The following is a 25,427-nucleotide window of genomic DNA, read 5'->3' on the forward strand; positions in this document are numbered from 1 at the left end:
TTCCGATTACATTAGCCAGTAGCGCTCCAGGGCTTCTTCCGACAGGCTTCGGTCTCGCTCGGCTGATTCGATATAGCCGACGCCGAGAAGACGTATTGATTGACGCGTACGAATCGGGCGCCCCACTACCAGGTTTTGTCCGCCGTAAATTGAGGGGCAGGTACTTTCAACTCCCCGCGGGCGCTGCCAGCAGCGCCCCAGCTTCAGGAAGGTAAATCGGTCGTAGTATAGTACGTGATCGTTTTCATCCGGAAAAACGTTCTCCACTTTCAGAGAACGCAGGTCGCCGACCCCAGCGATTTTCGTATCTTTGCACTTATTTTTTTAGCCACCTTCCGGCGCGAACCGCGCGCCGTTTGATTCTATCTGGCGTGACTTATCAGCAATACGACTCCCTCGACTACGCCAAGCTGGCAGCCGAGGTCTTAACATACTGGAACCAGAACCAGGTCTTCGAGCAGTCGGTCGCCATCCGCGACGGCAAGCCCTCCTTCACGTTTTACGAAGGTCCCCCTTCTGCGAACGGCGCTCCGGGTATTCACCACGTTATGGCCCGGACAATCAAGGATATTTTCTGCCGGTACAAAACCATGCAGGGCTTTCAGGTTGAGCGGAAAGGCGGCTGGGATACGCACGGCCTGCCTATTGAGCTGCAGGTAGAGAAAGAGCTGGGCATTACGAAAGATGACATCGGCAAGACGATCAGCGTCGAAGAGTACAACCGCCGATGCCGCGAAACGGTGATGCGGTTTACAGACCAGTGGAACGACCTGACCCAGAAAATGGGCTATTGGGTCGATCTAGAGAATCCGTACGTAACGTACAAAAACGAATACATTGAGTCGGTCTGGTGGTTGCTCAAACAACTGTACGATCAGAACCTGCTTTACAAAGGCTACACGATCCAGCCCTATTCGCCGAAAGCGGGTACGGGTCTGAGTTCGCACGAGCTGAACCAGCCGGGCACGTATAAGGACGTGCGCGACACGACCATCGTGGCCCAGTTTAAGGTAAAGCCGACGGGTAAATCGGCCTTTTTATTCTTCGATTCGTCGGATGCTGACATTCATATCCTGGCCTGGACGACAACGCCCTGGACGCTCCCGGCCAATTCGGCACTGACGGTTGGCAAGGACATCGAATACGTACTGGTCAAGACGTTCAACGCGTATACGTTCGAGCCGATCAACGTCGTACTGGCGAAAGCGCTGGTGGGTCGCTGGTTTAGTGACAAAGCGAAAGTTGATTCGGCCAATGATCCGGCTTTTGATGCATATCTGCCAAACGATAAGATCATTCCCTGGACGGTTCTGTCTGAATTCAAAGGTGAGCATCTGGAAGGTGTCGAATACGAGCAGCTGATGCCCTACGTGCAGTCATCAAAACCGGCGTTCCGCGTTATCCTGGGTGATTTCGTGACGACGGAAGACGGTACGGGTATCGTGCATACCTCACCGACTTTTGGGGCGGATGACTTCCGGGTGGCACAGGCCGCTGGTATCCCCGCCATTATGGTGCAGGACGAGACGGGCAAAGATGTACCGATCGTAAACAAGCAGGGGCGCTTCGTGGCTGAAATCACGGACTTCGCTGGCCGATACGTTAAGGAAGAATACTACTCCGACGAAGAACGCGAAGATCCGGACTTTAAGCCGACAGACGTCTTGATCTCGATCAAGCTCAAGCAGGAAAACAAAGCATTCCGGGTAGAAAAATACGAACACCCTTACCCGCACTGCTGGCGGACTGACAAGCCGATTCTCTACTATCCGCTGGATAGCTGGTTTATCCGGACAACGGCGAAGAAAGATAAACTGGTTGAACTGAACCAAACCATCAACTGGCAACCCGAAAGTACCGGTACCGGCCGTTTCGGCAACTGGCTCGAAAACCTGGTCGACTGGAACCTCAGCCGCAGCCGTTACTGGGGTACGCCCCTGCCGATCTGGCGCAGCGAGTCCGGCGAGGAAGTTTGCGTGGGTTCGGTTGCAGAACTTGTGTCAATGAGCGAAAGAGCGAATGAGCGAATGAGCGAATGGGTTCGGGAAGGCAAAACCGAGTACCAATCCTACCTCGACGCAAATAATTCATTTATTCACTCATTCAATCAATCAACATTCGACCTGCACCGCCCCTATTCGGACGAAATCTATTTCGTTTCGGAATCGGGTAAAGTGATGCAGCGCGAGCCAGATCTGATTGACGTTTGGTTCGATTCGGGCGCCATGCCCTACGCGCAATGGCACTACCCATTCGAGAATAAAGAGAAGGTTGATAACGGTCAGGCGTTCCCGGCTGATTTTATCTCGGAAGGGGTCGATCAGACGCGGGGCTGGTTCTTTACGCTCCACGCCATCGCCGGGATGCTGTTTGATTCGGTCGCGTTCAAGAACGTTGTATCGACGGGACTTGTCCTTGACAAGAACGGCAATAAAATGTCGAAACGGCTGGGTAATGCCGTTAATCCGTTCGAAACGCTGGCCAAGTACGGCGCCGACGCGACGCGCTGGTACATGATCACCAACGCCGAGCCCTGGGATAACCTGAAGTTCAACATCGACGGTGTGGGCGAAGTGCAACGGAAGCTGTTCGGTACGTTATCGAACACCTACAACTTCTTCGCGCTCTACGCCAACCTGGATAAATTCTCGTTCGAAGGGCGCACGGTTCCCGTAGCCGAACGCCCGGAACTCGACCGTTGGATTCTATCCAAGTTACAGTCGCTGATTCTGGAAGTTGAGCAGCAGTACGATACGTTTAATCCAACGAAAGCGGGTCGGGCGGTGCAGTCGTTCGTGAACGACCAACTGTCGAACTGGTACGTCCGGCTGGCGCGCCGGCGCTTCTGGGCCGGATCATCGGATGCGGGTGAACTAACGACCGACAAACGGGCGGCTTACGAAACTCTATTCGAATGTCTGACGACAGTGACGCAGTTAATGGCACCAATCTCGCCGTTCTACGCCGACTGGCTGTACCGTAATTTAAGTAATAGTGATACGTCCGTTCACCTGACCGACTTCCCGAAAGCGGATCAGACTCTGATCGACAACGAGCTGGAAACGTCGATGGAACTGGCGCAGGAAGTTTCCTCGCTGGTTCATTCGCTGCGGAAAGGGCACAAGCTGAAAGTTCGCCAGCCATTGAGCCGGGTGCTGATCCCAGTGTTGAGCGCGGATACGCGTCGGCAGATCGAACACGTAGCGCCCCTGATCATGTCGGAGGTAAATGTGAAAGCCATCGAGTTTGTGGATGACGCCAGCGGCATCTTGAAGAAACGGGTGAAACCAAACTTCAAGGCACTCGGCCCTCGTTTTGGCAAGCAGATGAAGGAGGTAGCCGCACTCATCACGGCCATGACCGACAGCGAGCTAAAAACGCTGGAGCAGACGGATGCGCTGCATTTGGGTGAGTTCGATCTCCGCCTATCGGACGTTGACATCCAGACGGAAGATATTCCGGGCTGGCTGGTCGCGAGTGAATACGGCCTGACCGTAGCGCTCGACGTAACGGTAACCGACGAACTGCGTCGGGAAGGTATCGCCCGCGACTTCGTGAACCGGATTCAGAACCTGCGCAAAGACCTCGATTTCGACGTAACAGATAAAATCACGATCGACCTCGAACGGAACAACGAGCAGCTTGCCGAAGCGGTCGAAATCAACAGCGACTACATCCGTCAGGAAGTGCAGGCCGTAGCGCTGAACCTAGTCACCGGTCTGAACGGCGAAGCCGTCGAGATCGACATGGACGAGTTTACGCTACGCGTTAAGATTTCGGTATCGTAACACGCACGTTTTCAATTAAAACAGAATAGCCGCTGGTAGATTTATCAGCGGCTATTCTGTTTTTGACAGATTAAGTCTGGTGGGCATGTCTTACTAAAAGCGTGCCATTCCATTAATTCTCAGCACTTAGTTCAGTCCGTCTCAAATTCTGGCTGATGGCATGAAACTTGTAACATGCGATAGTACGAGCAATCTTTATCAGACAGCAAAATTCCAGGTAGTTAGTCGTCTGCAGCGTACCGGTCTTTGCCGGGCGGTACGCTGTATTGATGCACAGGAAAGCGGTTCGTTAAGATTAGCGTCGTTACGTAATTCTTCTGGCTCGTAGCTTGTCTGCCAGCCTGTTACCTTAAAACGATTGCATTGCTTTGATCGAACATTTACGCGACATCTTACACACGTTTGCCAATAATTACCAGTCCGTAATGTGGCGCCTGCGGGAATGTCCGCTCAACGATGAACAGTTGGGCGCTGCACTTGGTATCAGTGGCAACGCCATCCGGAGTCGACGTGCGAAACCGGACCTCTGGAAACTATCAGACGTTGAACGGCTGGCAACCTATTTCACCATTTCCGTAACGGCCTGCACCCAGCTTCACAAGATTCTGAATGAGTTACCTCCGCACATGAAGGATCTGGCCTCCAGCGACCGTCGGCGTATGGAGCGGTTGTTACTCATCAAAATTGCCCAGTTGGAAGCGTATAACAAAAGCGACTGGCCTGTCAAGCATTTGCTTCGTATGCACCAGTCTCTCCTGGCCGTAGCCGGGCAATCAGCCTAGTCAGTTTCTCCACTGATTACCAGCCGATAGGATTCCCCTATCGGCTTTTTTATTTTTGTGGTGACACCTCTATTTCCAATGAAATCATCACGCTATCTGGTCGGTTTGCTCTGCCTGCTGACCGGCCTTACTACCTACGCCCAGACCCTGACCCGGGGGCCGTATCTGCAGGTTGTTACGCCTACTTCTGTGCAGATTCGGTGGCGCACGAGCCAGCCGACAATTGGCCGGGTCTGGTTCGGTCCTACTGCCAGTCAGCTTACCAATAGCCAGCGGGAAACGCAGCCAACGCAGGAACACATGGTGACCATTACCGGTCTGCAACCCGCCACGCGCTATGCCTACGCCATCGGCCAGGACGAAACCAAACTGGCCTCCGGCGCGGACTACTACGTCCAGACAGCCATCCCCACCGGCGACAAACGTCCATTCCGCATCTGGGCGCTGGGTGATTTCGGCGATGGATCGGAGAATCAGCGTAATGTGTATAAGGCCTTCCGAAATGCAACAGCTAACCGCCCGGCCGATCTGTGGCTCTGGCTCGGCGATAATGCCTATTGCTGCGGTACAGACGATCAGTTTCAGCAGTACGTTTTCAGTCTGTACGGGCCAAATTTTCGGAACACGCCGTTTTTCATGACGCCCGGTAACCACGACTACGCTGACAACAGCAACAACTTCAACATTGATTATTACAAGTTGTTTTCCATGCCGCAACGGGGTGAATCGGGTGGGGTACCGTCGGGGTCACAGGCGTACTTCTCGGCCGACTATGGTAACGTCCATATGGTTTCTCTTGACTCGCAGGGCAACGAAGCTGGCCTGTATCGGCTCTACGACACGACGGGTACGCAGGTGCAATGGCTCAAACGCGATCTGGCGGCTAACAAACAACCGTGGACGATCGTCTTTTTTCACCATCCGCCCTACAGCAAGGGTGGCCACGATTCGGATACCGAACTAGCCATGAAACTCATCCGGGAACGGCTTACGCCCATTCTGGAACGGTACAAGGTCGATCTGGTTATGAACGGGCACAGCCACAACTATGAGCGACTGTACCGGATCAAAAACCACCGCGGTCTGGCCAATACGTTCGATCGGAACACGCAGTTGGCCGAAGGCACAACGGCACGCTACGACGGCACACCCAACTCCTGCCCGGTGCTGACCAAAGGCGAAGGTATTGTGTACGTCGTGAACGGCTCGGGCGGAGCGCTGGGGCCGCAACAGCCCGACTATCCGCTACCGGCGATGGTTGCGGGTACAAAGGGAACAGCAGGCGGATCGGTGATTCTGGACGTATCTGACAACCGGATCGATGCACAGTTCATTGCCGCCGACGGCGTTGTTCAAGATCAGTTTACGATTATGAAAGAAGTGAGTAAAACGGCATCGATTACCAGCGAATACGGCGATACGCTTCAGTTAGCAGCTTCCTGGCCCGTGGCGCTCGACAAAACAGGCGATTATAAATGGTCGAGCGGAGAAAGCAGCCGTACCATTCGCTATGTAGCAAACCGATCAGGTACGTTCCCGATTACGGTAAGCGATAGTCGACAGTGCCTGACGGATCAATATACCGTAACGGTACAGGCGCAACCTCGACTGACGACGAAAGCACCAGCTTCGGCCTGCGCGGGTAAAGCAATTACCGTTACCGCTACGCCCGAAAACACGACCAAAGCCGCTGGCTGGCAGTACGATGTGCTGCTGTCGGATGCCGCTGGCAACTTCATCAGCGAGCAGGTTATCGGCTCAGGTTCGCTCAGCAGTTTGCAGGCAAACTTACCCGCCACGTTGGCAGCCGGTTCTGGTTACCGGCTGCGGATTCGGCCCCGCAACATGTCATACGCTGAGCTGATTCCTAGTGAAGCCATTGCTATCAGTGTGCTGCCAACGGCAACGATCACGGGCTCGGCAACCGTAACGCAGGGGCAGTCAGCCACGCTTTTACTTAATTTAACGGGTAGCGGTCCCTGGCGGGGAACGTTGTCAGACGGCACGGCTTATTCCGCAACTGCGTCGCCAACGTTCATTGCCGTTCAGCCAGGTCAGTCAACGCAGTATACCATTACGTCCGTCGAAAACGGTTGCGGAGTGGGTACCGGTTCGGGGCAGGCTCTGGTAACCGTGTTGATTCCTACCGAAGTGGAGCCGTTTGCGGGTGGACAGTTGCGTGTTTTTCCAAACCCAACGCAGGACGTTGTGTACGTAGAATTGTCGATTCCGCAACGGAAGGAAATCGCCGTGAATCTGCGCGACGTACAGGGCCGAACCGTTTATCAAAAGCAGACAGGGCTGGCGAGCCAATTTAAGGAAGCAATTACCTTACCCGAGGTTAACGGTACGTACCTGCTAACGATTCAGGTCGGTAAAGAGGTGATTACACGAAAAGTACTGCGGCAATAAACGTAGCGTTAGCTACAGCACCTGCCCAACACCAAACAGAATCACGAAAAGCAAGGTAGAGAGCGCGAGTTGGCCCAGTCGGGCGTTGAGTTCGGCGGGCTTCTTATGCGTAGCGACGGCTCGGCCGTTCAGCACAAAGAGCGGAAAGGAAAGCAGGTAAAGATAACCCGTTAGTGGGGCATCAGTCAGGAAGGAATAGGCCAGCGCGCAGACCATACCCGTCAGCAGCAAACCCCAGTGGTAGCGAATAGCCAGGGGCAAACCTAGCCGCGCCGGAATCGACTTCTTGCCAGTCATCGTGTCGGTCTCAATGTCGCGAATGTTGTTGACATTCAGCACGCCCGTGGCGAACAGGCCAACGCTGGTAGCGGGTAATAGCAACAACCAATGAAACGACAGTGTGTGCAGAAAGTACGTTCCCAGCACGCCCACCCAGCCAAAGAAAATCAGGACGGCAATATCGCCGAAACCCGCGTAGCCATAAGGGCGTTTACCGTTGGTGTAGCCCACCGCGGCTGCAATACTGAGTAAACCAAGGATCAGAAAGAACCAGAAGACAGTCGCGTCGGCATCCCGGAAGGCCAATACTAAAAGACCAATACCGCTAATAAGCGACAGAATCGACGTAATAATAATGCCCCGGAGCATAGCTTCTCGGGTAATGTCGCCGGTGGCCACCGCCCGACGAGGCCCAACGCGCAACTCCGTATCTTTTCCCGATACCGCATCGCCGTAGTCGTTGGCGAAGTTGGAGAGGATTTGAAGAAAAATGGTCGTCAACACCGCCAGCAGTGTAATCGTCCAGCTAAAATGCCGACTAGCCACCGCCAGAAAACTCCCTAAAATGATGCTAGCCAGCGACAGTGGCAACGTGCGCGGCCGGGCAGCCGCAAGCCAATTTTTCATCATGGTACTATTGAGCGAATGAGCGAATGAGTGATTGACCGGGCCGCCGGTGCGGTGAATGTCTAGTTCTTGCGCCAGCCTATTCACCGCACCGGCGGCCCGGTCAATCACTCATTCGCTCATTCACCATTGTTAGATTCCTACTGCTTTCTTAAACTCGTCGTCTTCGGGTTTTACTTTCGAGCCGAAGAAGTGAGTCAGTTCGCCTTTCTCGTTGATAACGTATTTGCAGAAATTCCAGGTGGGTGCTTTGTCGTTCCAGCCGTTCATATCTTTGGTCGTCAGCCATTTGTAGAGCGGAGCCTGATCGTCGCCTTTCACACTGATCTTCTCGAACATGGGGAACGAAACACCGTAGTTCTTTTTGCAGAACGACGCGATCTCTTCGTTGCTATCCAGTTCCTGGTTGGCGAAGTTGCCGGCGGGGAAACCCAATACGACGATTTTATCGCCATGCTCTTTGTAGAACTTCTCCCAGTCGGCATACTGTGGCGTAAAGCCGCATTTCGAGGCTGTATTCAGCACAATAACTTTCTTGCCCTTAAAACCACTCAGAGCTACGGGTTTGCCATCCAATGACTTCACCGTGAAATCGTACAGCGTTTTTGTGGGAGCTGCATGCTCAGCGGGCGCAACGGCGACTTCGTTTTTGTCGCTGAGAATGTCTTTGACAAGGTCTCTAAAGATAAACCCCGACGAGAGAACGATCAGCGCTGCGGCTGCCAGTGTAAGCGAAACGTGTTTTTTCATGGGAAACTAGGTTTGGGCAACTGTCTGGCTACCTGCCGACGTACACCTCAACGGATTGTTAAAAAAAATAGTTTAGTACATCTACCTAAGCAAAATTTTCAATCCGCCGATTCGCGGATATACATCTTAACACCGCCTACCCGCGGGGCCAGCACGTTATAGATGGACGCGAAAATGGCCCCGAAAACCAGCCCTATTCCGCCGTAGAACAACGGAAAGAAAATAAGCACAGCCACACTTCCTCCCATCATACCCCCCATAATTCTGTTTCCCATTATGGATCCAAACAGAAAAAAGAGCAGGGCAAACAACACGCCTAACAGGGCCAGCGAGGCACCGTACATAATTGCAACGGACATGACATCCAGACGGGTAATTTCTCGTTTCATTTCGTGAAGGTTTTGGTTTACGCCCTGAATGTAAGCAGGATACAAACCATCCCAGCACGCACTGATTACATTTTTTCCGGCACCGAAATCCCCAGTAACTCCATCGCCGAACGGATTGTCCGTCCAATGGCCTGTGCCATCACCAGTCTATTCTGCAACTTGACCATATCCGTTTCTTTCAGAATTGACAGTTTGTCGTAGAACTGGTTGAATGTCCGGGCCAGTTCGTAGGCATACTGTGCGATGTACGACGGTGCGTAATCCGCCCCGGCGTCGGCCACTCGCTGCGGGTACTGACTCAGCAGAAACACCAGTTGCTGTTCCACATCATCCAGCTCGGTTGGTGTAACCGGCCCATCCAGCGACAGGCTCAGTTCCTTTGCTTTCCGCACTACCGACTGAATCCGGGCGTGTACGTACTGTATATACGGTCCCGTATGCCCATGCAGATCTACCGACTCGGCCGGATTGAACTGCATTCGTTTCTGCGGATCAACTTTCAGCAGGTAATATTTCAGCGCGCCCAGGCCCAGCATGTGGAACAGATCGGCTTTTTCCCCGGCGCTGAATTCATCAAGCTTGCCTTTGGCGGCTTCGTCGGCAGCCGTAGCAGCCGCTTCGGTCGTTTCCCGAATCAGGTCATCGGCGTCTACGACGGTGCCTTCCCGTGATTTCATTTTACCCGTTGGCAGGTCGACCATACCGTATGACAGATGGTAGAGTCCATCGGCGTACGGCCGCCCCAGCCGGCGCAGAATGGCAAACAGGACGTTGAAGTGGTAGTCCTGTTCGTTGCCCACCACCCAGATCTGGCGGTCATTATGAAAATCCTGGTATTTCAGATCGGTAGTACCCAGATCCTGGGTCATGTACACCGACGTACCGTCGGAGCGCAGCACCAGTTTTTGATCAAGTCCTTCCTCGGTCAGATCGATCCATACCGAACTGTCTTCCTTGCGGTAGAAAATGCCTTTCTGCAGGCCTTCTTCCACGATTTCTTTACCCAGTACGTAGGTGTTCGATTCGTAATAGGTCTTATCGAAACTCACGCCGATGCTCCGGTACGTAGCCTCAAAACCGGCATATACCCAATTGTTCAGCTTCTGCCAGAGCGCTACCGTTTCGGGATCGCCCTGCTCCCAGAGCCGTAACATCTGCTGCACTTCCAGCATCAGCGGAGCCTTTTTCTCGGCTCCCTCCTTGGCTACGCCCTCCGCTACCAGCTGCTCGATTTCAGCTTTGTAGGCTTTATCGAACAGAACGTAATACTTCCCGATCAGGTGATCGCCCTTCATGCCCGACGATTCGGGGGTTTCCCCATTACCGTACAGTTTGTAAGCGAGCATCGACTTGCAGATATGAACACCACGGTCGTTAACAATACAGGCTTTCACGACGTCATAGCCGCAGGCCTTCAGAATCCGGCTCACCGAATCGCCCAGGAAATTGTTCCGCAGGTGACCCAGGTGCAGCGGTTTGTTGGTGTTCGGTGAGGAGAACTCGACCATTACCGACTCTTCTTTTTTCGGTAACTGACCAAACTCGGCGTTAGCCGCAATATCATTCAACACCTCCACCCAGGCGGCATCGGCAATACTGATGTTCAAAAACCCCTGAACAACGTTAAACTGGCTGACAATAGGGCTGTTTTCGGTAAGCCACGTACCGATAGCCTGTCCAATCTGCGCGGGTGGCTGGCGGAGGGCTTTGGTCAGTGCGAACGTAACAAACGTATAAAGACCTTCGAATTCTTTTTTGGTGGGCTGCAATAGGACGTCGCTGACGTCCTGCTGGTACAACTCGGCAATGGCGCGCTGAATGGCACCTTTTAACTGTTCCTGAATATCCATCGGTTGGTAGAATCGCGCGAACCGGCGATTTCTGAACGCAAAAATACGAAAAGTACGGGCTTGTTGGCCGATCGCTGTTTCTGCCGACTCTGTTCATTATCCTGATCAAACGTATCGGGCAAAATTATTTCCGGCTTCTTTCGGCAAGCAGCGCTCCAATTTTTTAGTTTCGCCCTGAACTGTCTTCACATGATCAACCACTCAGCCATGAAGAGTCTGGCTATTCTTACTACCTTCTGTGCCCTCTGCCTCACCAGCTGCGTAACCGCCTATTTCCAGTCAAACGTTAAACCAGAAGCCAAGCCGGACTTCAAACGAATTCTGGTGGTGACCTATCTGCCCCTTTCACGCCCCGAATACATGAATGAACTTAAGGCGGCATTCCCAACCGGCTATCAAGTGTGCGCCGTATCCGTTACGCCACTTTCGTTCGACGACCCAAAAGAAACCATTCAAAAGCAACAACAAACCTGTCAGAGTGACGTCATGTTAACGCTTGATTTCGACCGCAGTTTTACGACCGGTTCTGGTAAATCTATTGATAGCCACAGTCAGTTCTATGCCGAAATGATTGACTTATCCACCAATAAACCATTCTGGAAAGCCATCATTACCACTACCACTAGCTCGCAGGAGGTATCTGCCCGTGAACTAGTCAAAAAGCTTCAGGAGGACGACATCATCAAAGGGAAGATACCCACTATCCCCTACCAACGCTACGAGCAGGACAATTATTAACGTTCTTTATTTCCGGTAAATGGTTGTAGCGGCTGCCTGAGCGCTGGCCAGAATAGTCAGGTCGGCAATGGTGACGTGCGCTGGAGCCGTAACGGCATAGACGATGGTGTCGGCGATGTCTTCGGCCTTAAGGGGCGCAAAGCCTTCGTACACTTTCCCGGCCCGCTCGGAATCGCCCCGGAAGCGTACCATTGAAAATTCGGTTTCAACGGCACCGGGCGCAATATTCGTCACTTTGATTCCGTGCTGCGTCAGGTCCAGACGCATACCGGTGCTGATGGCTTCAACAGCGGCTTTGCTGGCGCAGTAAACGGTTCCATTCGCATACGTCTGTTTGCCCGCAATCGAACTCAGGTTTACAATGTGGCCTTTTCGGCGCGCTACCATACCAGGTGTAACCGCTTTGGATACGTACAGTACGCCCTGGACATTGCCGTCGATCATCTGATCCCAGTCGTTGATATCGCCTTCCTGAATGGGGCCCATGCCGTGAGCGTTGCCGGCATTGTTTATCAAAATATCAATCGCTTTCCACTCATCGGGCAGCGAGTCGATGGCTTCGTCAACCTCGTCCCAATAGCGCACATCGAAGGTGAGCGTCATTACGTCGGTTTTGGCGGTCAGCTGGTCTTTCAATTCGTCCAGCCGTTCCTGGCGACGGCCACAAAGAATCAGCCGGTATTCAAGATCAGCAAAGGCTTCGGCGGTGGCGCGGCCAATCCCCGAGGTAGCGCCGGTAATTAATGCAATCATAAACTAATAGTTGGTCGTAACTGGATGTGCAAAAGTAAGACAATACCCGTCTGGCAAATGTTTTCCCATCAGGTGCAGCCTTTGGTTGGACAAATCCACGAAAACAGTGGTATTTACTGCCAGCGCGCAAAAAGAATGAACTATAAATGATTGGGTTGTATTTTTGAATGATGAAGCCGTTTCGTTCTCTCTCGTTATCTCATCCATGAATACCCTGAATCAAGCGTTTAGTGTACGTTTTTCGTACAGTGTGTTTTTTACTGATCAGCTTTTTAACCCGGCCAACGACGTACTCGCTACTTTTTTCGACCAACAGTCTACGGGCGTAACCCGAAAAAAAGTACTTTTTGTGCTTGATTCAGGCGTAGTAGCGGCTCATAACAATTTACCGGAAGCCATTAAAACATACATCACCGAGCGGGTTCCGTCGGTCGATCTGGTTCCGGAACTGATTACCCTTCCCGGCGGTGAAGCGGCCAAAAACGACCCTAACCTGGTTCGTGAACTGGTCGACGCCGTTGATCGGTACGGTATCGACCGTCATTCGTTTGTCGTTGCCATCGGAGGAGGCTCTATCCTCGACATGGTTGGTTACGCTGCGGCTATTTCGCACCGGGGCGTTCGCCATATCCGGATTCCAACGACGGTTCTGTCGCAGAACGACTCGGGGGTTGGGGTCAAGAATGGGGTCAATTACCGGGGTAAAAAGAACTTCCTCGGTACGTTTGCTCCTCCCGTTGCGGTCTTCAACGACAGCCAGTTTCTGACCACGCTCGACGACCGCGACTGGCGAGCGGGCATTTCTGAAGCCATCAAAGTGGCGCTGATTAAAGATCATACGTTCTTTGCGTGGATTGAGGCTAACGCGCAGGCGCTGGCTCGTCGCGATATGGCCGCTATGGAGTATTTGATTCACCGCTGCGCCGACATGCATATGCAGCATATCTCCGGCGGTGACCCCTTCGAAATGGGCTCGTCGCGGCCGCTGGATTTTGGTCATTGGAGCGCGCACAAACTGGAGCAACTTACCAACTTCGAGCTACGTCACGGCGAGGCTGTTGCCATCGGTATTGCCCTCGATACGCTCTACTCCAATCAGCTTGGCTGGCTGACCGATGCCGATACGAACCGGGTCCTGACGACGCTACGTACCCTGGGATTCGTCTTATACCAGCCCATGCTCGACACGGACGACAGCGCCGGAATTCTGAAAGGTCTGTCCGAGTTTCGGGAGCACTTGGGCGGTCAGCTCACCATCATGCTCCTGCAGGGTATTGGTCAGGGAGTTGAAGTTCACGAGATTGACCCGGACGGCGTACGGCAGGCCATCAGCACCTTAAAAGAACAGGAATCTTACGCACAAGCCGCATGAAAACGCCTTTAGGACACCTCGGCTATTGCACGAATATTCACGCTGGCGAAAGCTGGGCCGATCATTTCCAGGCGTTGCAGGAGGCCATCCCAGCCGTCAAGCAACGGCTCTCGCCCGATCAGCCGTTTGGGCTGGGTCTCCGTCTGGCGAATCAGGCCAGCGAGGAGTTAGAACAACCCGAAAATCTGGTTGCTTTTCAGCACTGGCTGGCCGACAACGACTGCTACGTCTTTACCATGAACGGATTTCCGTTCGGTGGTTTTCACAATACCGTCGTTAAAGATCAGGTTCACGCACCTGACTGGACAACCGAAGCGCGGGTTGAATACACCAAGCGACTCTTCCGGATTCTGTCGGTGCTGTTGCCCGTCGATGAATTAGGGAACGCGATCCAGGGTGGTATTTCGACCTCACCCCTCTCCTACCGTCGCTGGTTTGAGTGGAATCAGCCGGCCGCCCGGGATTATATTTTCTCGCAAACCACTCAGAATGTACTGGAAGTAGTTGCCGAACTGATTCAGCTCCGCAAGCAGACCGACCGGTTGATGCACCTGGATCTGGAGCCCGAACCCGACGGCGTTATCGAAACCACAGACGAGTTCATTACGTGGTATACCGATTATCTCCTGCCTATGGGCATTGAGCAGTTGACCGAACAGTTTGGCATGACCGACGAAGAAGCCGAAGCCGCTATCTGCGAACACATCCGGCTTTGCTTCGACGTATGCCACGTAGCCGTTGGATACGAAAAACCCGCGGAGGTGCTGGCCAAGCTGAAAGAATTTGGTTTACGGGTTGGTAAAATTCAGGTAAGTGCGGCTCTGAAAGCAGAATTTCCGGAAGATGCCGGCGGGCGGGAAGCGGTCCGGCAGGCATTCGCCCGCTTCGACGAGCCAACGTATCTGCATCAGGTCATTGCCCGCACCCGATCGGGTGAGTTACTGCGCTTTGCGGACTTACCCGATGCGCTGGCAGCATTTGACGATACGCATATAGAGTGGCGGGCCCATTTTCACGTACCAATTTTTGTGTCGGAATATGGTGTTTTACAGTCGACGCAGGACGATATTTGGAACGTACTCACGCTGCAGAACGAACGACGGTTTACGAACCAGCTTGAAGTTGAAACCTACACCTGGGACGTACTGCCGGACAGCCTTAAACTCGACCTTGTCGATTCCATCGAACGTGAGTTGGGCTGGGTACTAACGACCGAGTTAGCTAACTAGCTTGCAGTGTGGTCGTCTGGACGTTTCGTCGACGCTAATAATTCCTCCAAACGTATGAAAAAGACCGTAGTCATCGATGTAGTTGGTTTATCGTACTCGCTCATTGGCGAGCATACGCCCTTTCTGAAACAGTGGTTCGCCAGCAAACACCAGGCGACGATTGACCCCATGTTGCCTGCCGTAACGACAGCGGTGCAGTCGACCTACGTAACGGGCAAATGGCCCAGCGAAACGGGTATTGTTGGTAACGGCTGGTACGACCACACAGCCTCAGAAGTGCAGTTCTGGAAGCAGTCGAACAAGCTCGTTTCAGGCGAGAAAATCTGGGAGCGGGCTCGTAAAATCGATCCTAATTTTACGGTGTCGAAAATGTTCTGGTGGTACAATATGTATTCCACCGCCGATTTTTCGGCTACCCCCCGCCCGCAGTATCCGTCGGATGGCATGAAGCTGGCTGACTGCTACACCCAGCCCGGCGACCTGCGCGACCGGCTCCAGAAAGAGCTTGGTACCTTCCCCTTGTTTCAGTTCTGGGGTCCGGCCACAACCATTGCCAGCAGCCGCTGGATTGCCGATGCGTCGATGCTGGTCGATAAGTGGCACAACCCGACGCTGACGCTGATCTACCTGCCGCACCTGGATTACTGCCTGCAAAAAGTAGGTCAGGAAGCAAACAAAAATGCGAAGGACCTGCGTGAGATCGACGATGTTTGCCGCGACCTTATCGAGCACTACGAAAAGCAGGGCGCCGAAGTCATCATCCTGTCCGAATATGGTATCACTAACGTTAGCAAGCCTATTCACCTGAACCGAATTCTGCGCGAAGCCGGTATGATCCGGTACCGCGAAGAACGGGGACTGGAGTTGTTCGATGCGGGGGCATCACCTGCTTTTTCCGTCGCCGATCACCAGATTGCGCATGTCTACATCAATGATCCCAAGGTTTATAATCAGGTTCGGGCTATTCTCGAAAAAACGCCGGGTATTGAATTGATCCTGGACAAAGAACAGCAGAAGCAATACCATATCAACCATGAGCGTTCCGGCGATTTCGTCGTCATGGCCGATGCCGACAGCTGGTTTACGTATTATTACTGGCTCGACGATGCCCGCGCGCCGGACTTTGCCCGGCTGGTGGCTATCCATCAGAAACCGGGTTATGATCCTGCTGAGATGTTTATGGATCAGACGAATCCATTCATCAAACTTAAGGCTGGGTACAAACTAGCCCGTAAGAAACTAGGCTTCCGCTATCTGATGAATATTATTTCGCTGGATGCAACGCTGGTGAAAGGTTCTCATGGCCGCGTCGGGACCGCTCCCGAATATCATCCGGTCTTTGTGAGCAGTCAGAATGTTGGCAAACGACTATCGCCAACGGCCGTTTATGATTCGATCTGGGAAATTATGTCGGCAGAAGTGCTTGCCAGTTAGGATTTGTGTGTAAAATAAGAGACAGCTCGCTCATAGAACGGGCTGTCTGCTAAACACACCTAATTAACTAATTCCCCTGATATCGCTATCAGGTAAGCCAATATATACGCTTAATTCTGTTGTTTTAGTTTTTTCTGGTATCATTTTGGCTGCCGCATCTACTTCTCTAGCATCCTTGTATCTCATTAACGCGACCATCCCCAAATCTGCCTACATTTATTGATTAACAGCGGTTTAACAGACACGTAACTAACCAATTTTACTTGTGTAATTTAGACAGATAAAGTGGCAGTTCTTTTTTAACATTTTCCGCAAAGCTACTTTCTTTACTTTCGCCGAGCTAGCTCTAAACAGGTACCGTTTTTCTACGGCTCCCCGCCTGCCCTCTCTCGTCTGCATCAAATTCAGATTATATTTCATACCAGCGACTTTGGATGCTTACTCGCTGAATACCGGGCACTTTTTGCGCAAACAAGTGATCTATTCGTAGTAAACCGAGCAGGACGTTAACTTTCCCCTTCACAATCATCGGGGAATCTAAACATAGTCTATCTTTGCTCCGTTATACGACCTCGCAAATAACAAGGCGCAAGCCTGTTGTATGGAAGATAAGAAACATTTAGACACCGTAACGGCGGCCGGTTTATTGGTTGCCATGGGTATTATTTACGGTGACATTGGTACGTCACCACTCTACACACTAAGAGCTATTATTGGTGCACAAAATGTTGTCCGGGGCGACGTTGTTCGAGGGGCTCTCTCCTGTATTATCTGGACGCTCACACTGCAAACTACCATTAAATACGTAATCCTGATTCTGCGTGCGGACAACCGGGGAGAGGGTGGAATTTTTGCGCTCTACGCCCTTATTCGTCGTCATGCCCGCTGGCTTACGGTTCCGGCCATTATCGGAGGTTCAGCCCTGCTGGCCGATGGGATCATTACACCCCCAGTATCAGTATCGTCGGCCGTTGAAGGGTTAACGCTGATTTACCCCAATATCGAAACGGTCCCTATCGTTATTGCGATTCTAACGGTTCTATTCCTGATTCAGGCTTTCGGCACCAGTGTTGTTGGTACGGCGTTTGGGCCGATCATGCTGGTCTGGTTCCTGATGCTGGGAACCCTTGGTTTTGCCCAGATCATTCATGCGCCGGGTGTTCTGGCCGCACTGAATCCCTACTATGCCTGGTGGCTGCTCACGCAGTATCCGGATGGGTTCTGGCTGCTGGGTTCTGTTTTCCTTTGTACTACCGGAGCCGAAGCGCTATACTCCGACATGGGCCATTGCGGACGGGGCAACATCCGGGTGAGCTGGATTTTTGTTAAAACTTGCCTGATCCTGAACTATCTGGGACAAGGTGCCTGGCTATTGAGTATTGAGGGGCAGGTTCTTCAAACCCGTATTCCTTTCTACGAGGTAATGCCTTCCTGGTTCCTGACTATCGGGATCGTTATTGCCACGGCCGCTACGGTGATTGCCAGTCAGGCCCTGATCAGTGGATCGTTTACGCTCATCAGCGAGGCTATCCGGCTCAATTTCTGGCCGAAAGTCAGGTTGCGCTACCCCAGCGTACAGAAAGGGCAGTTGTACGTACCCAGCGTTAACCTCCTGCTGTGGGCTGGTTGCGTAGGGGTGGTCCTGTATTTCCGGGAGTCGTCGAATATGGAAGCCGCCTATGGTCTCGCCATCACCATCACCATGCTGATGACGACGCTGCTGATGTCCTATTACCTGTATACTCATAAATACCAGGCCTGGGGGGTTGTGCTCTTTCTAACGGTTTATCTGGGCATAGAAGGATCATTCCTGGTAGCGAATTTGATCAAATTCCCGCACGGTGGCTGGGTTTCTGTGCTGATCGGCGCATCAATAGCCAGCATTATGTATATCTGGCTGCAGGCCTTCCAGATCAAACTTCGACTGACCGAATACGTACGGATTGATCAATATATTCAGTCCATTAAGGAGCTGAGTCGCGACATTAGTATTCCGAAATACGCGACGCACCTCGTCTTCATGAGCAACGCGGCCCGGCAGTCGGAGATTGAATCGAAAATCATTTATTCCATCTTCCAGAAGCGCCCCAAACGCGCGGATATATACTGGTTTGTGCACGTTGACACGACCGACGATCCCTATACGATGGAGTATAAAGTAAATACCATCGCCCCGGACGATGCCTATAAAGTAACGTTCAAGCTAGGGTTCCGGGTAGAACAACGGATCAACCTGTTCTTCCGGAAGGTGATTGAGGACATGGTGAAAAACAAAGAGGTGGATATTACCAGCCGGTACGAATCGCTGAGTCGCCAGAACGTAATCGGTGATTTTCGCTTCGTCGTGCTGGAGAAGTTCCTCTCGTTCGAGAACGAACTTCCTACCCGCGAGCGGTTCATCATGAACCTGTATTTTAATATCAAAAGCTTCACTACGTCCGAAGATCGCTGGTTTGGTCTGGACAGCAGTTCGGTCAAAATCGAGAAGGTTCCTCTCGTCATTCGCCCCGTAGAAAACGTCAAACTAAAACGGATAGCCACCTAGAGAGTGAAAGAGCGAAAGAATGAAAGAGTGAAGGCAAGCGCCAGTCATTTTTTCGCTCTTTCGCTCTTTCGCTCTTTCGCTCTTTATTCATGAAAATCCTCATTACCGGCGGTGCCGGATTTGTTGGCTCGTCGCTGGCCATTTCGCTGAAGCAGAATTACCCATCTTATCAAATTTTTGCGCTTGATAATCTCAAACGACGGGGGTCGGAGTTGAGTCTTGCCCGGCTCAAAGCAGCGGGGATCGAGTTCCTGCACGGCGATATCCGAAGCAAGGAAGATTTTGATGCTTTACCCGCTGTCGATACGGTTATCGAAGCTTCGGCTGAGCCGTCAGTATTGGCTGGTCTGGACGGTACGCCCGATTACCTGATCAACACCAATCTGTTCGGGACGGTCAACTCTCTGAACTACGCCCTAAAGCACAAAGCCAGCTTTATCTTCCTATCGACAAGCCGCGTTTACCCGATCAAAACCATCGAAACGCTGAACTTCGATGAGGCCGATACGCGGTTCGTCCTGACCGATGATCAACCCGTTCCGGGGGTTTCGTCAAAAGGTATTGCCGAGAATTTCCCGCTCGACGGAGCCCGGTCGCTGTATGGTACCACCAAACTGGCGTCAGAACTGCTGATTCAGGAGTACAATGAGTTCTACGGTTTGAAAACGGTCATAAACCGTTGTGGTGTTATTACCGGGCCCTGGCAGATGGGTAAAGTCGATCAGGGCGTCATGGTACTCTGGATTGCCAAGCACTATTTCGAGCAGAAGCTGGCCTACATCGGCTACGGTGGTACGGGAAAACAAACCCGCGACATGTTGCACATCGCCGATCTATACCGTCTGATCGACTGGGAATTGCACAACCTGGATAAGGTGAACGGCGAGGTTCTGAACGCGGGTGGCGGCACAGAAAGTAGTGCGTCGCTTCAGGAGCTGACCAAAGTTTGCCAGGAAGTAACGGGCAAGACAATCCCCATTACCGAGGTCACCGAAAACCGGGCGGCTGACATTCGGCTGTACATCACCGATAATACCAAAGTCACGAAAATGACCGGCTGGAAACCCGAACTGGGCATCCGCGAAATCGTAACTGATATTCACGAGTGGCTAAACGAGAACCGGGCCGCTCTGGAACCGATACTGAAGTAATAGTCAAATAGATTCCATTTCCTTAGCTCTACGGTTGCCTGGAATCTCCATCTTAGCCAAGATGTTATTAAATAATTTTAAAAAAGCGTCCTTGCCGGGTATAAAAACAGGTAAGGACGCTTTTCTTTGTAGAATACATTGACCTCCTTTCTATATGAACCAGTCTGATCACTCAACGTCCGACGCTCAGCCAGAAAAACTGGGGAGTGCCGGCACCACCCGCCGTCAGTTTCTCCAGTCCGGAGCGCTGGCAGCCGCGGGCTTTCTTATTGTCCCCCGCCACGTACTGGGTGGTAAAGGATTTATCGCGCCAAGTGATAAGCTGAACATTGCTGGCGTTGGCTTCGGCGGTAAAGGATTTAGCGACACGAATAATTCGTTCAACAACGGCGCGAACAACATTGTGGCACTTTGCGATGTTGACTGGGGTCTGAACCGGGTAAAAGAAAACTTCACCAAGCATCCCAACGCAAAGCGGTACAAAGATTTCCGCGAGATGCTGGATAAAGAAGGTAAAACAATCGATGCCGTTACGGTATCGACAGCCGACCATACTCACGCGGTCGTAGCCATGGCCGCTATGCAACGCGGTAAGCACGTTTACGTGCAGAAACCACTGACCCATAACATCCACGAAGCCCGGATGCTGACCGAAGCAGCCCGCAAGTATAAAGTGGTGACGCAGATGGGGAACCAGGGTTCGTCGAACCCACAGCAGAAGCAGATGGTCGACTGGTTCGATAAGGGTCTGCTCGGTACGGTTAACACGGTTCATCTATGGACTAACCGGCCCGTTTGGCCTCAGGGTATTCCGGTTCCACAGCCAGCCGGGGAAACACCCGTTGACCTGGATTGGGATCTGTGGCTCGGACCCGCGCAGAAAGTGGGTTACACGCCCGCTTACCATCCGTTCAAATGGCGCGGCTGGTGGAACTTCGGTGCCGGAGCACTGGGCGACATCGGTTGTCACGTCATGGACGTACCGTTCCGGGTGCTGGGCCTTGGTTATCCAACCGAAGTAGAAACCAGCGTTGGCGCCGTATTCCTGAAAGACTGGACGCCTGAATACATTCCCGAAGGTTGCCCACCATCGTCACGTGTTGAGCTGAAGTTTCCAGCCACGGCGAAAAATAAATCAGCGGTAACGATGACCTGGTCGGATGGTGGTATTCGTCCGTTCCGTCCTGACATGCTGCCAGAAGGTGAACCTTTCCCGGAAGGTGGCGAAAACGGTGTATTCATCATCGGCGACAAAGGCATGATTGCCTGCGGCATGTACGGTGATGATCCAATCTTCTACTCGAAGTCGGGTCAGAAAATCGTTGGTGATCCAAAACCTAAAAGTGGCCCGAACGGTGTCGCGCTTCCCGAAAACGGTCACCAGGTGTACTGGACCGAAGCCTGCAAAGCTGGCTTTAACAGCAAAGAACACAAGGCGCTGACCTCGTCGTTTGATTTCGCGGGTCCGCTGACGGAGTCAGTTCTGATGGGGAACCTGGCTATCCGCAGCTACATGCTGCGTTCGCCGAAAGCCGACGGTAAAGGCTTTACGTATCCAGGCCGGAAACGCATGACCTGGGATGGTAAGAACATGAAGATCACCAACTTCGACGAGGCAAACCAGTTCGTTTCCCGCAAGTACCGCGACGGCTGGTCGTTGAACGCCTAAGTAATACGTGTAGTTATAAAAAATGCCTGCTCCCTTAAGGGAGCAGGCATTTTTTATGTAAGTCCTTGCGATCAAGCGCGACGCATAAAGAGAGACTGCGCTATTGTCCGAAGCCGGTTGTTGGCTACGTAGCCCCAGATCAGCAGCATATACATCGAGAAATCCTGGTAAGAAACAGGAAGTGCTACGCTGTTTATGTAATAGTGCGTAGCCGTGAAATCAAGCGAGGGTGTAAAGCCAATCAGGTTTTCGTAGCCAAGCACCAGCGTAAGTCCAAGCGCGTAAAACAGGTACTGCGGTTTGCGAAACAACCAGAGTAAACCCGCCAGAAACGTAGCGCCAAACCCGAGGTAATGCTGCCAGCTAAGTATCAGATCGGTCGTAGTAGCCAGGTAAACAGAATATCCCTGCACCAGGGTCAGTACGAATAAAATAAGGCCGTAGCCATAAAATTCTTTTAATTGAGTACGCTGCATACACAAATCAGTTACGGAAAGAAGATAAACCAGTTATTAAAAATAAAGCTGAAAATTGTAACTATACGGATTAAGTAGAATATTTTCTGCCTATTTCTGTTATTCGGTATCAGATCAGCGCCTTCCGATACGCACTTGGCGTCTGTCCGGTTACCTCCCGGAACGTCTTGTTAAAGTGCGACAAGTTATTGAACCCAACCGCAAATCCGATATCAGATATGGGCCGGGCGGATTGCAGTAAATGGCGGGCCTGATTCACCCGGTATTCATTGACAAAATCCGTGAAGGTCAGGCGCGTCATCCGCTTGAAATAACGACAGAACGCCGGTACACTTAGATTAACCAGGTCGGCCACTACGCGCACGTCAACTGGACTCTCGAAATGCTGTTCAACGTAGTGGCATACCCGGTTGATACGCTCCTGCTCTTTAGGGTTGATGGCAAACTGAATTCCATCCGTGTGAAGCCATTCACCGTCTGCCGCACAGGCAAGCACCTGCAAAACACGTAACAACGTCAGCAGCCGGTCGAAGGGACTTTGCTCGATCATATCGACCAGCAGGGGGGCTACCTGTTGCCGCGTTTGCGTACCAAATGTTAATCCTCGGTGCGCCTGTTCGAAAAGTCGCCGGACAGCACTCAGCTCGGGCCGTTGCAAAAACGTTTCCCCCAGAAAGTCATCACGAAGCTGAACGACGATTTCTTCGTAACCCTCTACACAACCGTGACTAAAATCAAGATGCGGTACGTTAGGGCCAATAAATATCAACTCTCCGGCTTCGTACCGGGATCGGTGCGTTCCCACCTGACGAGGCCCCGTTCCACCGGGAATGTACACAATTTCGTACTCCGGATGATAATGCCAGTGCACCCAGCAGGCATTCGGTTCGGTATGGTGAGCGAACCGGAAAGAACTGCCCGTTTCGGGTTCAAGTTTTTCGAATTGAAGTTTCATAAAGCTTAGCTACTCAGCGAAGGAATCGGGAAACCAGGAGCCCATTCTAAACGTTAATATATCATACGAGTTGTAAACAACAGATCAGATGAAACGAATCCATATGTATGTGCTTAGCCTACTTTTATTGGTCGGTTGTGTACAAGGTCAATCGCAGGATACGGCGCCCGCTAAACTGCCAGCACTAAAACCCGGTGAGGCCGTAGCCACGTTTGCGGGCGGTTGCTTCTGGGCGATGGAAGAAGGCATGAACCAGTTGAAAGGAGTTCGTGAAGTCGTTTCAGGCTATGCGGGCGGTATCACTAAAGACCCAACTTACGAAGAAGTTGGTACGGACCGCACTGGTCACGCCGAATCGGTTCAGATCTATTACGATCCTAAAGTGATCAGCTATCCCCAGCTACTGGACGCTTTCTTTGCTGGCCACGATCCAACGACGCTGAACCGCCAGGGTCCGGACGTAGGTCGTGATTATCGCTCGGTGGCCTTCTACCGCACTCCTGCCGAGAAAGCAGCCATTCAGGATGCGATCAAACGTACGAACGAGTCGAAGCACTACAAAAAGCCGGTCGTTACGGAAGTCACTCCGATTTCGGTCTTTTACCCCGCCGAAAATTATCATCAGAACTATTTCGCGCTTCACCCCGATCAGCCCTACATTCAGCACGTTTCGTTGCCAAAAGTAGAAAAGCTACGTAAAGCCATGGCGGGGCATTTAAAAAATAATAACGCATTGACCATGAATTAAGACTGTGTTGCCTATAGCTGGTCAATACAGCATTAATTGCCGTCAATAGATAATTCAATAGCCAGCAACTGCTGGCTATTTTTGTGTTATGAATACCGCAAATCCTACGCAGCCACGTCCTTTCTTTCGGCTCGGTCGATCGAGCTGGAATCGCTTTGTCCAGAACTTTACTACTTTCTTTCTGAATCCCCGGGCGCTGGCTATCGGTTTAGTCTTTGCCTCCGATAATATTCTGTTTGGGAGCTGGGGAGCTCATATTCCCTACGTCAAAGAGAAACTACATCTGTCTGACGCAGCGCTGGGACTTATTTTGTTCGCCCAACCAGTTGGTCTGTTGATTATGAATCCCTTAACGGGCTGGATTATCGCCAAACTGGGTGAAGCGCGGGCCTGTTTCTGGTCGGCCATTGTACTGGTACTGGCCATCAGTATTCCGGTCAATGCGCCGAATACGATCGTCCTGGCTTTTGGGCTGTTTCTGCTGGGCTTGGCCGCTGCACTCATCAACGTAGCTATGAATACGGCGGCTACCAATCTGGAACGCGCCGAGGGGATTGTGATCATGTCGTCCTGCCACGGCATGTGGAGTCTGGGTGGGCTGCTAGGTGCTGGCGTAGCGGGGGCTGTTATTGCCCTGCATGTTCCACCTGCGATTCACATCATAGCCGTATCAATCCTCATTTTGATTTTGACGATCGCGGTACAGCCTATCCTGACGAAGATTCCGTCCAGCAGCCGAACTGAGTCGGGAGAGAAAGCTGGCTCATCATTCATCAAACCGAATCTGGATCTGATGCTGATGATCCTGATTGGTCTGGCGTTGGCGATGGGCGAAGGAGCTGCTTTTGACTGGAGCGCCGTATATCTGCACGAAACGCTGGGAGCCAGCAAGCAGATTGCTGCGCTGGGGTTTGCCAGCTTCTCGCTGATGATGACCTCCTTCCGGTTTCTGGGCGATGCTATTATCCCCAAGATTGGCGCTCGTCGCTGGCTCCAGATTGGCGGTATCCTCGGCGCCGTTGGTTTATCTATTGCCATTTTCCTGCCCTATCCGCCTACTGCGCTGCTTGGCTTTGCCTTGCTGGGCATTGGCTGCTCACTGGGTGCTCCCATTCTCTACGGGGCATCGATGCGGGTGCCGGGTATTCCGCCTGCCGCCGGACTCGCTACGTTCGCTACGTTCAGCTTCATTGGCTTTCTGGCGGGGCCACCTGCTATTGGCTTCGTTGCCGAAGGCTTTGGTTTGTATTACGGTCTGGGTATGGTAGCGGTTATGCTGCTTATTTCGGCCGGTCTCTCCCGATCAGTCAAGCAGTTTTAGAATATATCCAGGTTTTTAGACAAACTACCCCGGCGATTGAACATCGCCGGGGTAGTTCGCTTTAATCTGTTTTTAATTCAACTATACAACGGCTTTCGGAAGCCGCTCAGGCGCATATTTTTGTGGCTTCTACTACCACCTGTTCTCCTTCTTCTATAA

At 52.2% G+C, this 25,427-nt stretch carries 20 protein-coding genes; 12 read left to right on the forward strand and 8 right to left on the reverse strand.

Features of this window, described 5'->3' with window-relative positions:
• Positions 1-6 precede the first annotated feature (6 nt).
• Entirely contained in the window at positions 7-267 is a 261-nt protein-coding gene (locus tag HU175_RS22650) for a hypothetical protein (RefSeq protein ID WP_176568739.1), read from the reverse strand.
• A gap of 104 nt (positions 268-371) precedes the next feature.
• Here HU175_RS22650 and ileS point away from each other — a divergent pair, with 104 nt between their 5' ends.
• The 3 genes from ileS to HU175_RS22665 all read left to right on the forward strand — a co-directional run bounded on the left by ileS (position 372) and on the right by HU175_RS22665 (position 6,982).
• Entirely contained in the window at positions 372-3,788 is a 3,417-nt protein-coding gene (gene ileS / locus HU175_RS22655; RefSeq protein ID WP_176568740.1) for an isoleucine--tRNA ligase, read from the forward strand.
• A 368-nt stretch (positions 3,789-4,156) separates the two neighbouring features.
• Positions 4,157-4,570 (forward strand): hypothetical protein, encoded by a 414-nt coding sequence (locus HU175_RS22660; protein WP_228724250.1) that lies wholly within the window; start codon positions 4,157-4,159, stop codon positions 4,568-4,570.
• A gap of 78 nt (positions 4,571-4,648) precedes the next feature.
• The gene (locus tag HU175_RS22665) at positions 4,649-6,982 is read left to right on the forward strand and encodes a metallophosphoesterase (RefSeq protein WP_176568741.1); all 2,334 of its coding nucleotides are present in this window, start codon (positions 4,649-4,651) and stop codon (positions 6,980-6,982) included.
• Positions 6,983-6,994: 12 nt separating this feature from the next.
• On the opposite strand, the gene HU175_RS22670 is transcribed toward HU175_RS22665, so the two are convergent.
• The 4 genes from HU175_RS22670 to argS all read right to left on the reverse strand — a co-directional run bounded on the left by HU175_RS22670 (position 6,995) and on the right by argS (position 10,877).
• Positions 6,995-7,888 carry a 1,4-dihydroxy-2-naphthoate polyprenyltransferase gene (locus tag HU175_RS22670; RefSeq protein WP_176569327.1) on the reverse strand — a complete coding sequence of 298 codons (894 nt, stop codon included), beginning with the start codon at positions 7,886-7,888 and terminating at the stop codon, positions 6,995-6,997.
• A gap of 132 nt (positions 7,889-8,020) precedes the next feature.
• Positions 8,021-8,638 (reverse strand): glutathione peroxidase, encoded by a 618-nt coding sequence (locus tag HU175_RS22675; RefSeq protein ID WP_176568742.1) that lies wholly within the window; start codon positions 8,636-8,638, stop codon positions 8,021-8,023.
• A gap of 98 nt (positions 8,639-8,736) precedes the next feature.
• Positions 8,737-9,027: a hypothetical protein gene (locus HU175_RS22680; RefSeq protein WP_176568743.1), complete on the reverse strand. Its 291-nt coding sequence runs from the start codon at positions 9,025-9,027 to the stop codon at positions 8,737-8,739.
• 65 nt (positions 9,028-9,092) lie between these two features.
• Positions 9,093-10,877, reverse strand: coding sequence for an arginine--tRNA ligase (gene argS / locus HU175_RS22685; RefSeq protein WP_176568744.1), 1,785 nt, complete (start codon positions 10,875-10,877; stop codon positions 9,093-9,095).
• A gap of 189 nt (positions 10,878-11,066) precedes the next feature.
• On the opposite strand from argS, the gene HU175_RS22690 reads away from it, so the two are divergent.
• Complete coding sequence (locus tag HU175_RS22690; protein ID WP_176568745.1) at positions 11,067-11,615, forward strand: hypothetical protein; 549 nt, start codon at positions 11,067-11,069, stop codon at positions 11,613-11,615.
• A gap of 6 nt (positions 11,616-11,621) precedes the next feature.
• Here HU175_RS22690 and HU175_RS22695 read toward each other — a convergent pair whose 3' ends face one another.
• Positions 11,622-12,368, reverse strand: coding sequence for an SDR family NAD(P)-dependent oxidoreductase (locus tag HU175_RS22695; protein ID WP_176568746.1), 747 nt, complete (start codon positions 12,366-12,368; stop codon positions 11,622-11,624).
• Positions 12,369-12,573: 205 nt separating this feature from the next.
• Here HU175_RS22695 and HU175_RS22700 point away from each other — a divergent pair, with 205 nt between their 5' ends.
• From HU175_RS22700 to HU175_RS22725, 6 genes are all read left to right on the forward strand, one after another.
• On the forward strand, positions 12,574-13,740 hold the full coding sequence (locus HU175_RS22700; RefSeq protein WP_176568747.1) for a 3-dehydroquinate synthase: 1,167 nt from the start codon (positions 12,574-12,576) through the stop codon (positions 13,738-13,740).
• The gene (eboE, locus tag HU175_RS22705; RefSeq protein WP_176568748.1) at positions 13,737-14,969 is read left to right on the forward strand and encodes a metabolite traffic protein EboE; all 1,233 of its coding nucleotides are present in this window, start codon (positions 13,737-13,739) and stop codon (positions 14,967-14,969) included. The genes HU175_RS22700 and eboE overlap by 4 nt, the downstream gene beginning before the upstream one ends.
• A gap of 54 nt (positions 14,970-15,023) precedes the next feature.
• Entirely contained in the window at positions 15,024-16,403 is a 1,380-nt protein-coding gene (locus HU175_RS22710; protein ID WP_176568749.1) for an alkaline phosphatase family protein, read from the forward strand.
• A 601-nt stretch (positions 16,404-17,004) separates the two neighbouring features.
• Positions 17,005-18,948, forward strand: a complete 1,944-nt coding sequence (locus tag HU175_RS22715; protein WP_176568750.1) for a KUP/HAK/KT family potassium transporter — start codon at positions 17,005-17,007, stop codon at positions 18,946-18,948.
• Between the two features lie 89 nt (positions 18,949-19,037).
• A complete protein-coding gene (locus HU175_RS22720; RefSeq protein WP_176568751.1) occupies positions 19,038-20,099 on the forward strand; it encodes an NAD-dependent epimerase/dehydratase family protein in 1,062 nt (353 codons plus the stop codon).
• Positions 20,100-20,253: 154 nt separating this feature from the next.
• On the forward strand, positions 20,254-21,768 hold the full coding sequence (locus HU175_RS22725) for a Gfo/Idh/MocA family protein (protein WP_176568752.1): 1,515 nt from the start codon (positions 20,254-20,256) through the stop codon (positions 21,766-21,768).
• 71 nt (positions 21,769-21,839) lie between these two features.
• On the opposite strand, the gene HU175_RS22730 is transcribed toward HU175_RS22725, so the two are convergent.
• Entirely contained in the window at positions 21,840-22,244 is a 405-nt protein-coding gene (locus HU175_RS22730; RefSeq protein ID WP_176568753.1) for a hypothetical protein, read from the reverse strand.
• A gap of 109 nt (positions 22,245-22,353) precedes the next feature.
• Positions 22,354-23,199: an AraC family transcriptional regulator gene (locus HU175_RS22735; protein ID WP_176568754.1), complete on the reverse strand. Its 846-nt coding sequence runs from the start codon at positions 23,197-23,199 to the stop codon at positions 22,354-22,356.
• Between the two features lie 88 nt (positions 23,200-23,287).
• On the opposite strand from HU175_RS22735, the gene msrA reads away from it, so the two are divergent.
• Both msrA and HU175_RS22745 read left to right on the forward strand, forming a co-directional pair.
• Positions 23,288-23,947, forward strand: coding sequence for a peptide-methionine (S)-S-oxide reductase MsrA (gene msrA, locus HU175_RS22740; RefSeq protein ID WP_176568755.1), 660 nt, complete (start codon positions 23,288-23,290; stop codon positions 23,945-23,947).
• An 88-nt stretch (positions 23,948-24,035) separates the two neighbouring features.
• Positions 24,036-25,268: an MFS transporter gene (locus tag HU175_RS22745; RefSeq protein WP_176568756.1), complete on the forward strand. Its 1,233-nt coding sequence runs from the start codon at positions 24,036-24,038 to the stop codon at positions 25,266-25,268.
• The last annotated feature ends 159 nt before the right edge of the window (positions 25,269-25,427 follow it).

The sequence above is a fragment of the Spirosoma sp. KUDC1026 genome, assembly GCF_013375035.1.
In the GTDB taxonomy this organism is placed as follows: domain Bacteria; phylum Bacteroidota; class Bacteroidia; order Cytophagales; family Spirosomataceae; genus Spirosoma.

Bases quoted from the DNA above. Each gene is read 5' to 3' on its own strand.
- HU175_RS22665 (WP_176568741.1), top strand. From the start codon at position 4,649: ATGAAATCATCACGCTATCTGGTCGGTTTGCTCTGCCTGCTGACCGGC.
- HU175_RS22670 (WP_176569327.1), bottom strand. From the start codon at position 7,888: ATGAAAAATTGGCTTGCGGCTGCCCGGCCGCGCACGTTGCCACTGTCG.
- HU175_RS22675 (WP_176568742.1), bottom strand. From the start codon at position 8,638: ATGAAAAAACACGTTTCGCTTACACTGGCAGCCGCAGCGCTGATCGTT.
- HU175_RS22680 (WP_176568743.1), bottom strand. From the start codon at position 9,027: ATGAAACGAGAAATTACCCGTCTGGATGTCATGTCCGTTGCAATTATG.
- argS (WP_176568744.1), bottom strand. From the start codon at position 10,877: ATGGATATTCAGGAACAGTTAAAAGGTGCCATTCAGCGCGCCATTGCC.
- HU175_RS22690 (WP_176568745.1), top strand. From the start codon at position 11,067: ATGATCAACCACTCAGCCATGAAGAGTCTGGCTATTCTTACTACCTTC.
- HU175_RS22695 (WP_176568746.1), bottom strand. From the start codon at position 12,368: ATGATTGCATTAATTACCGGCGCTACCTCGGGGATTGGCCGCGCCACC.
- HU175_RS22700 (WP_176568747.1), top strand. From the start codon at position 12,574: ATGAATACCCTGAATCAAGCGTTTAGTGTACGTTTTTCGTACAGTGTG.
- eboE (WP_176568748.1), top strand. From the start codon at position 13,737: ATGAAAACGCCTTTAGGACACCTCGGCTATTGCACGAATATTCACGCT.
- HU175_RS22710 (WP_176568749.1), top strand. From the start codon at position 15,024: ATGAAAAAGACCGTAGTCATCGATGTAGTTGGTTTATCGTACTCGCTC.
- HU175_RS22715 (WP_176568750.1), top strand. From the start codon at position 17,005: ATGGAAGATAAGAAACATTTAGACACCGTAACGGCGGCCGGTTTATTG.
- HU175_RS22720 (WP_176568751.1), top strand. From the start codon at position 19,038: ATGAAAATCCTCATTACCGGCGGTGCCGGATTTGTTGGCTCGTCGCTG.
- HU175_RS22725 (WP_176568752.1), top strand. From the start codon at position 20,254: ATGAACCAGTCTGATCACTCAACGTCCGACGCTCAGCCAGAAAAACTG.
- HU175_RS22730 (WP_176568753.1), bottom strand. From the start codon at position 22,244: ATGCAGCGTACTCAATTAAAAGAATTTTATGGCTACGGCCTTATTTTA.
- HU175_RS22735 (WP_176568754.1), bottom strand. From the start codon at position 23,199: ATGAAACTTCAATTCGAAAAACTTGAACCCGAAACGGGCAGTTCTTTC.
- msrA (WP_176568755.1), top strand. From the start codon at position 23,288: ATGAAACGAATCCATATGTATGTGCTTAGCCTACTTTTATTGGTCGGT.
- HU175_RS22745 (WP_176568756.1), top strand. From the start codon at position 24,036: ATGAATACCGCAAATCCTACGCAGCCACGTCCTTTCTTTCGGCTCGGT.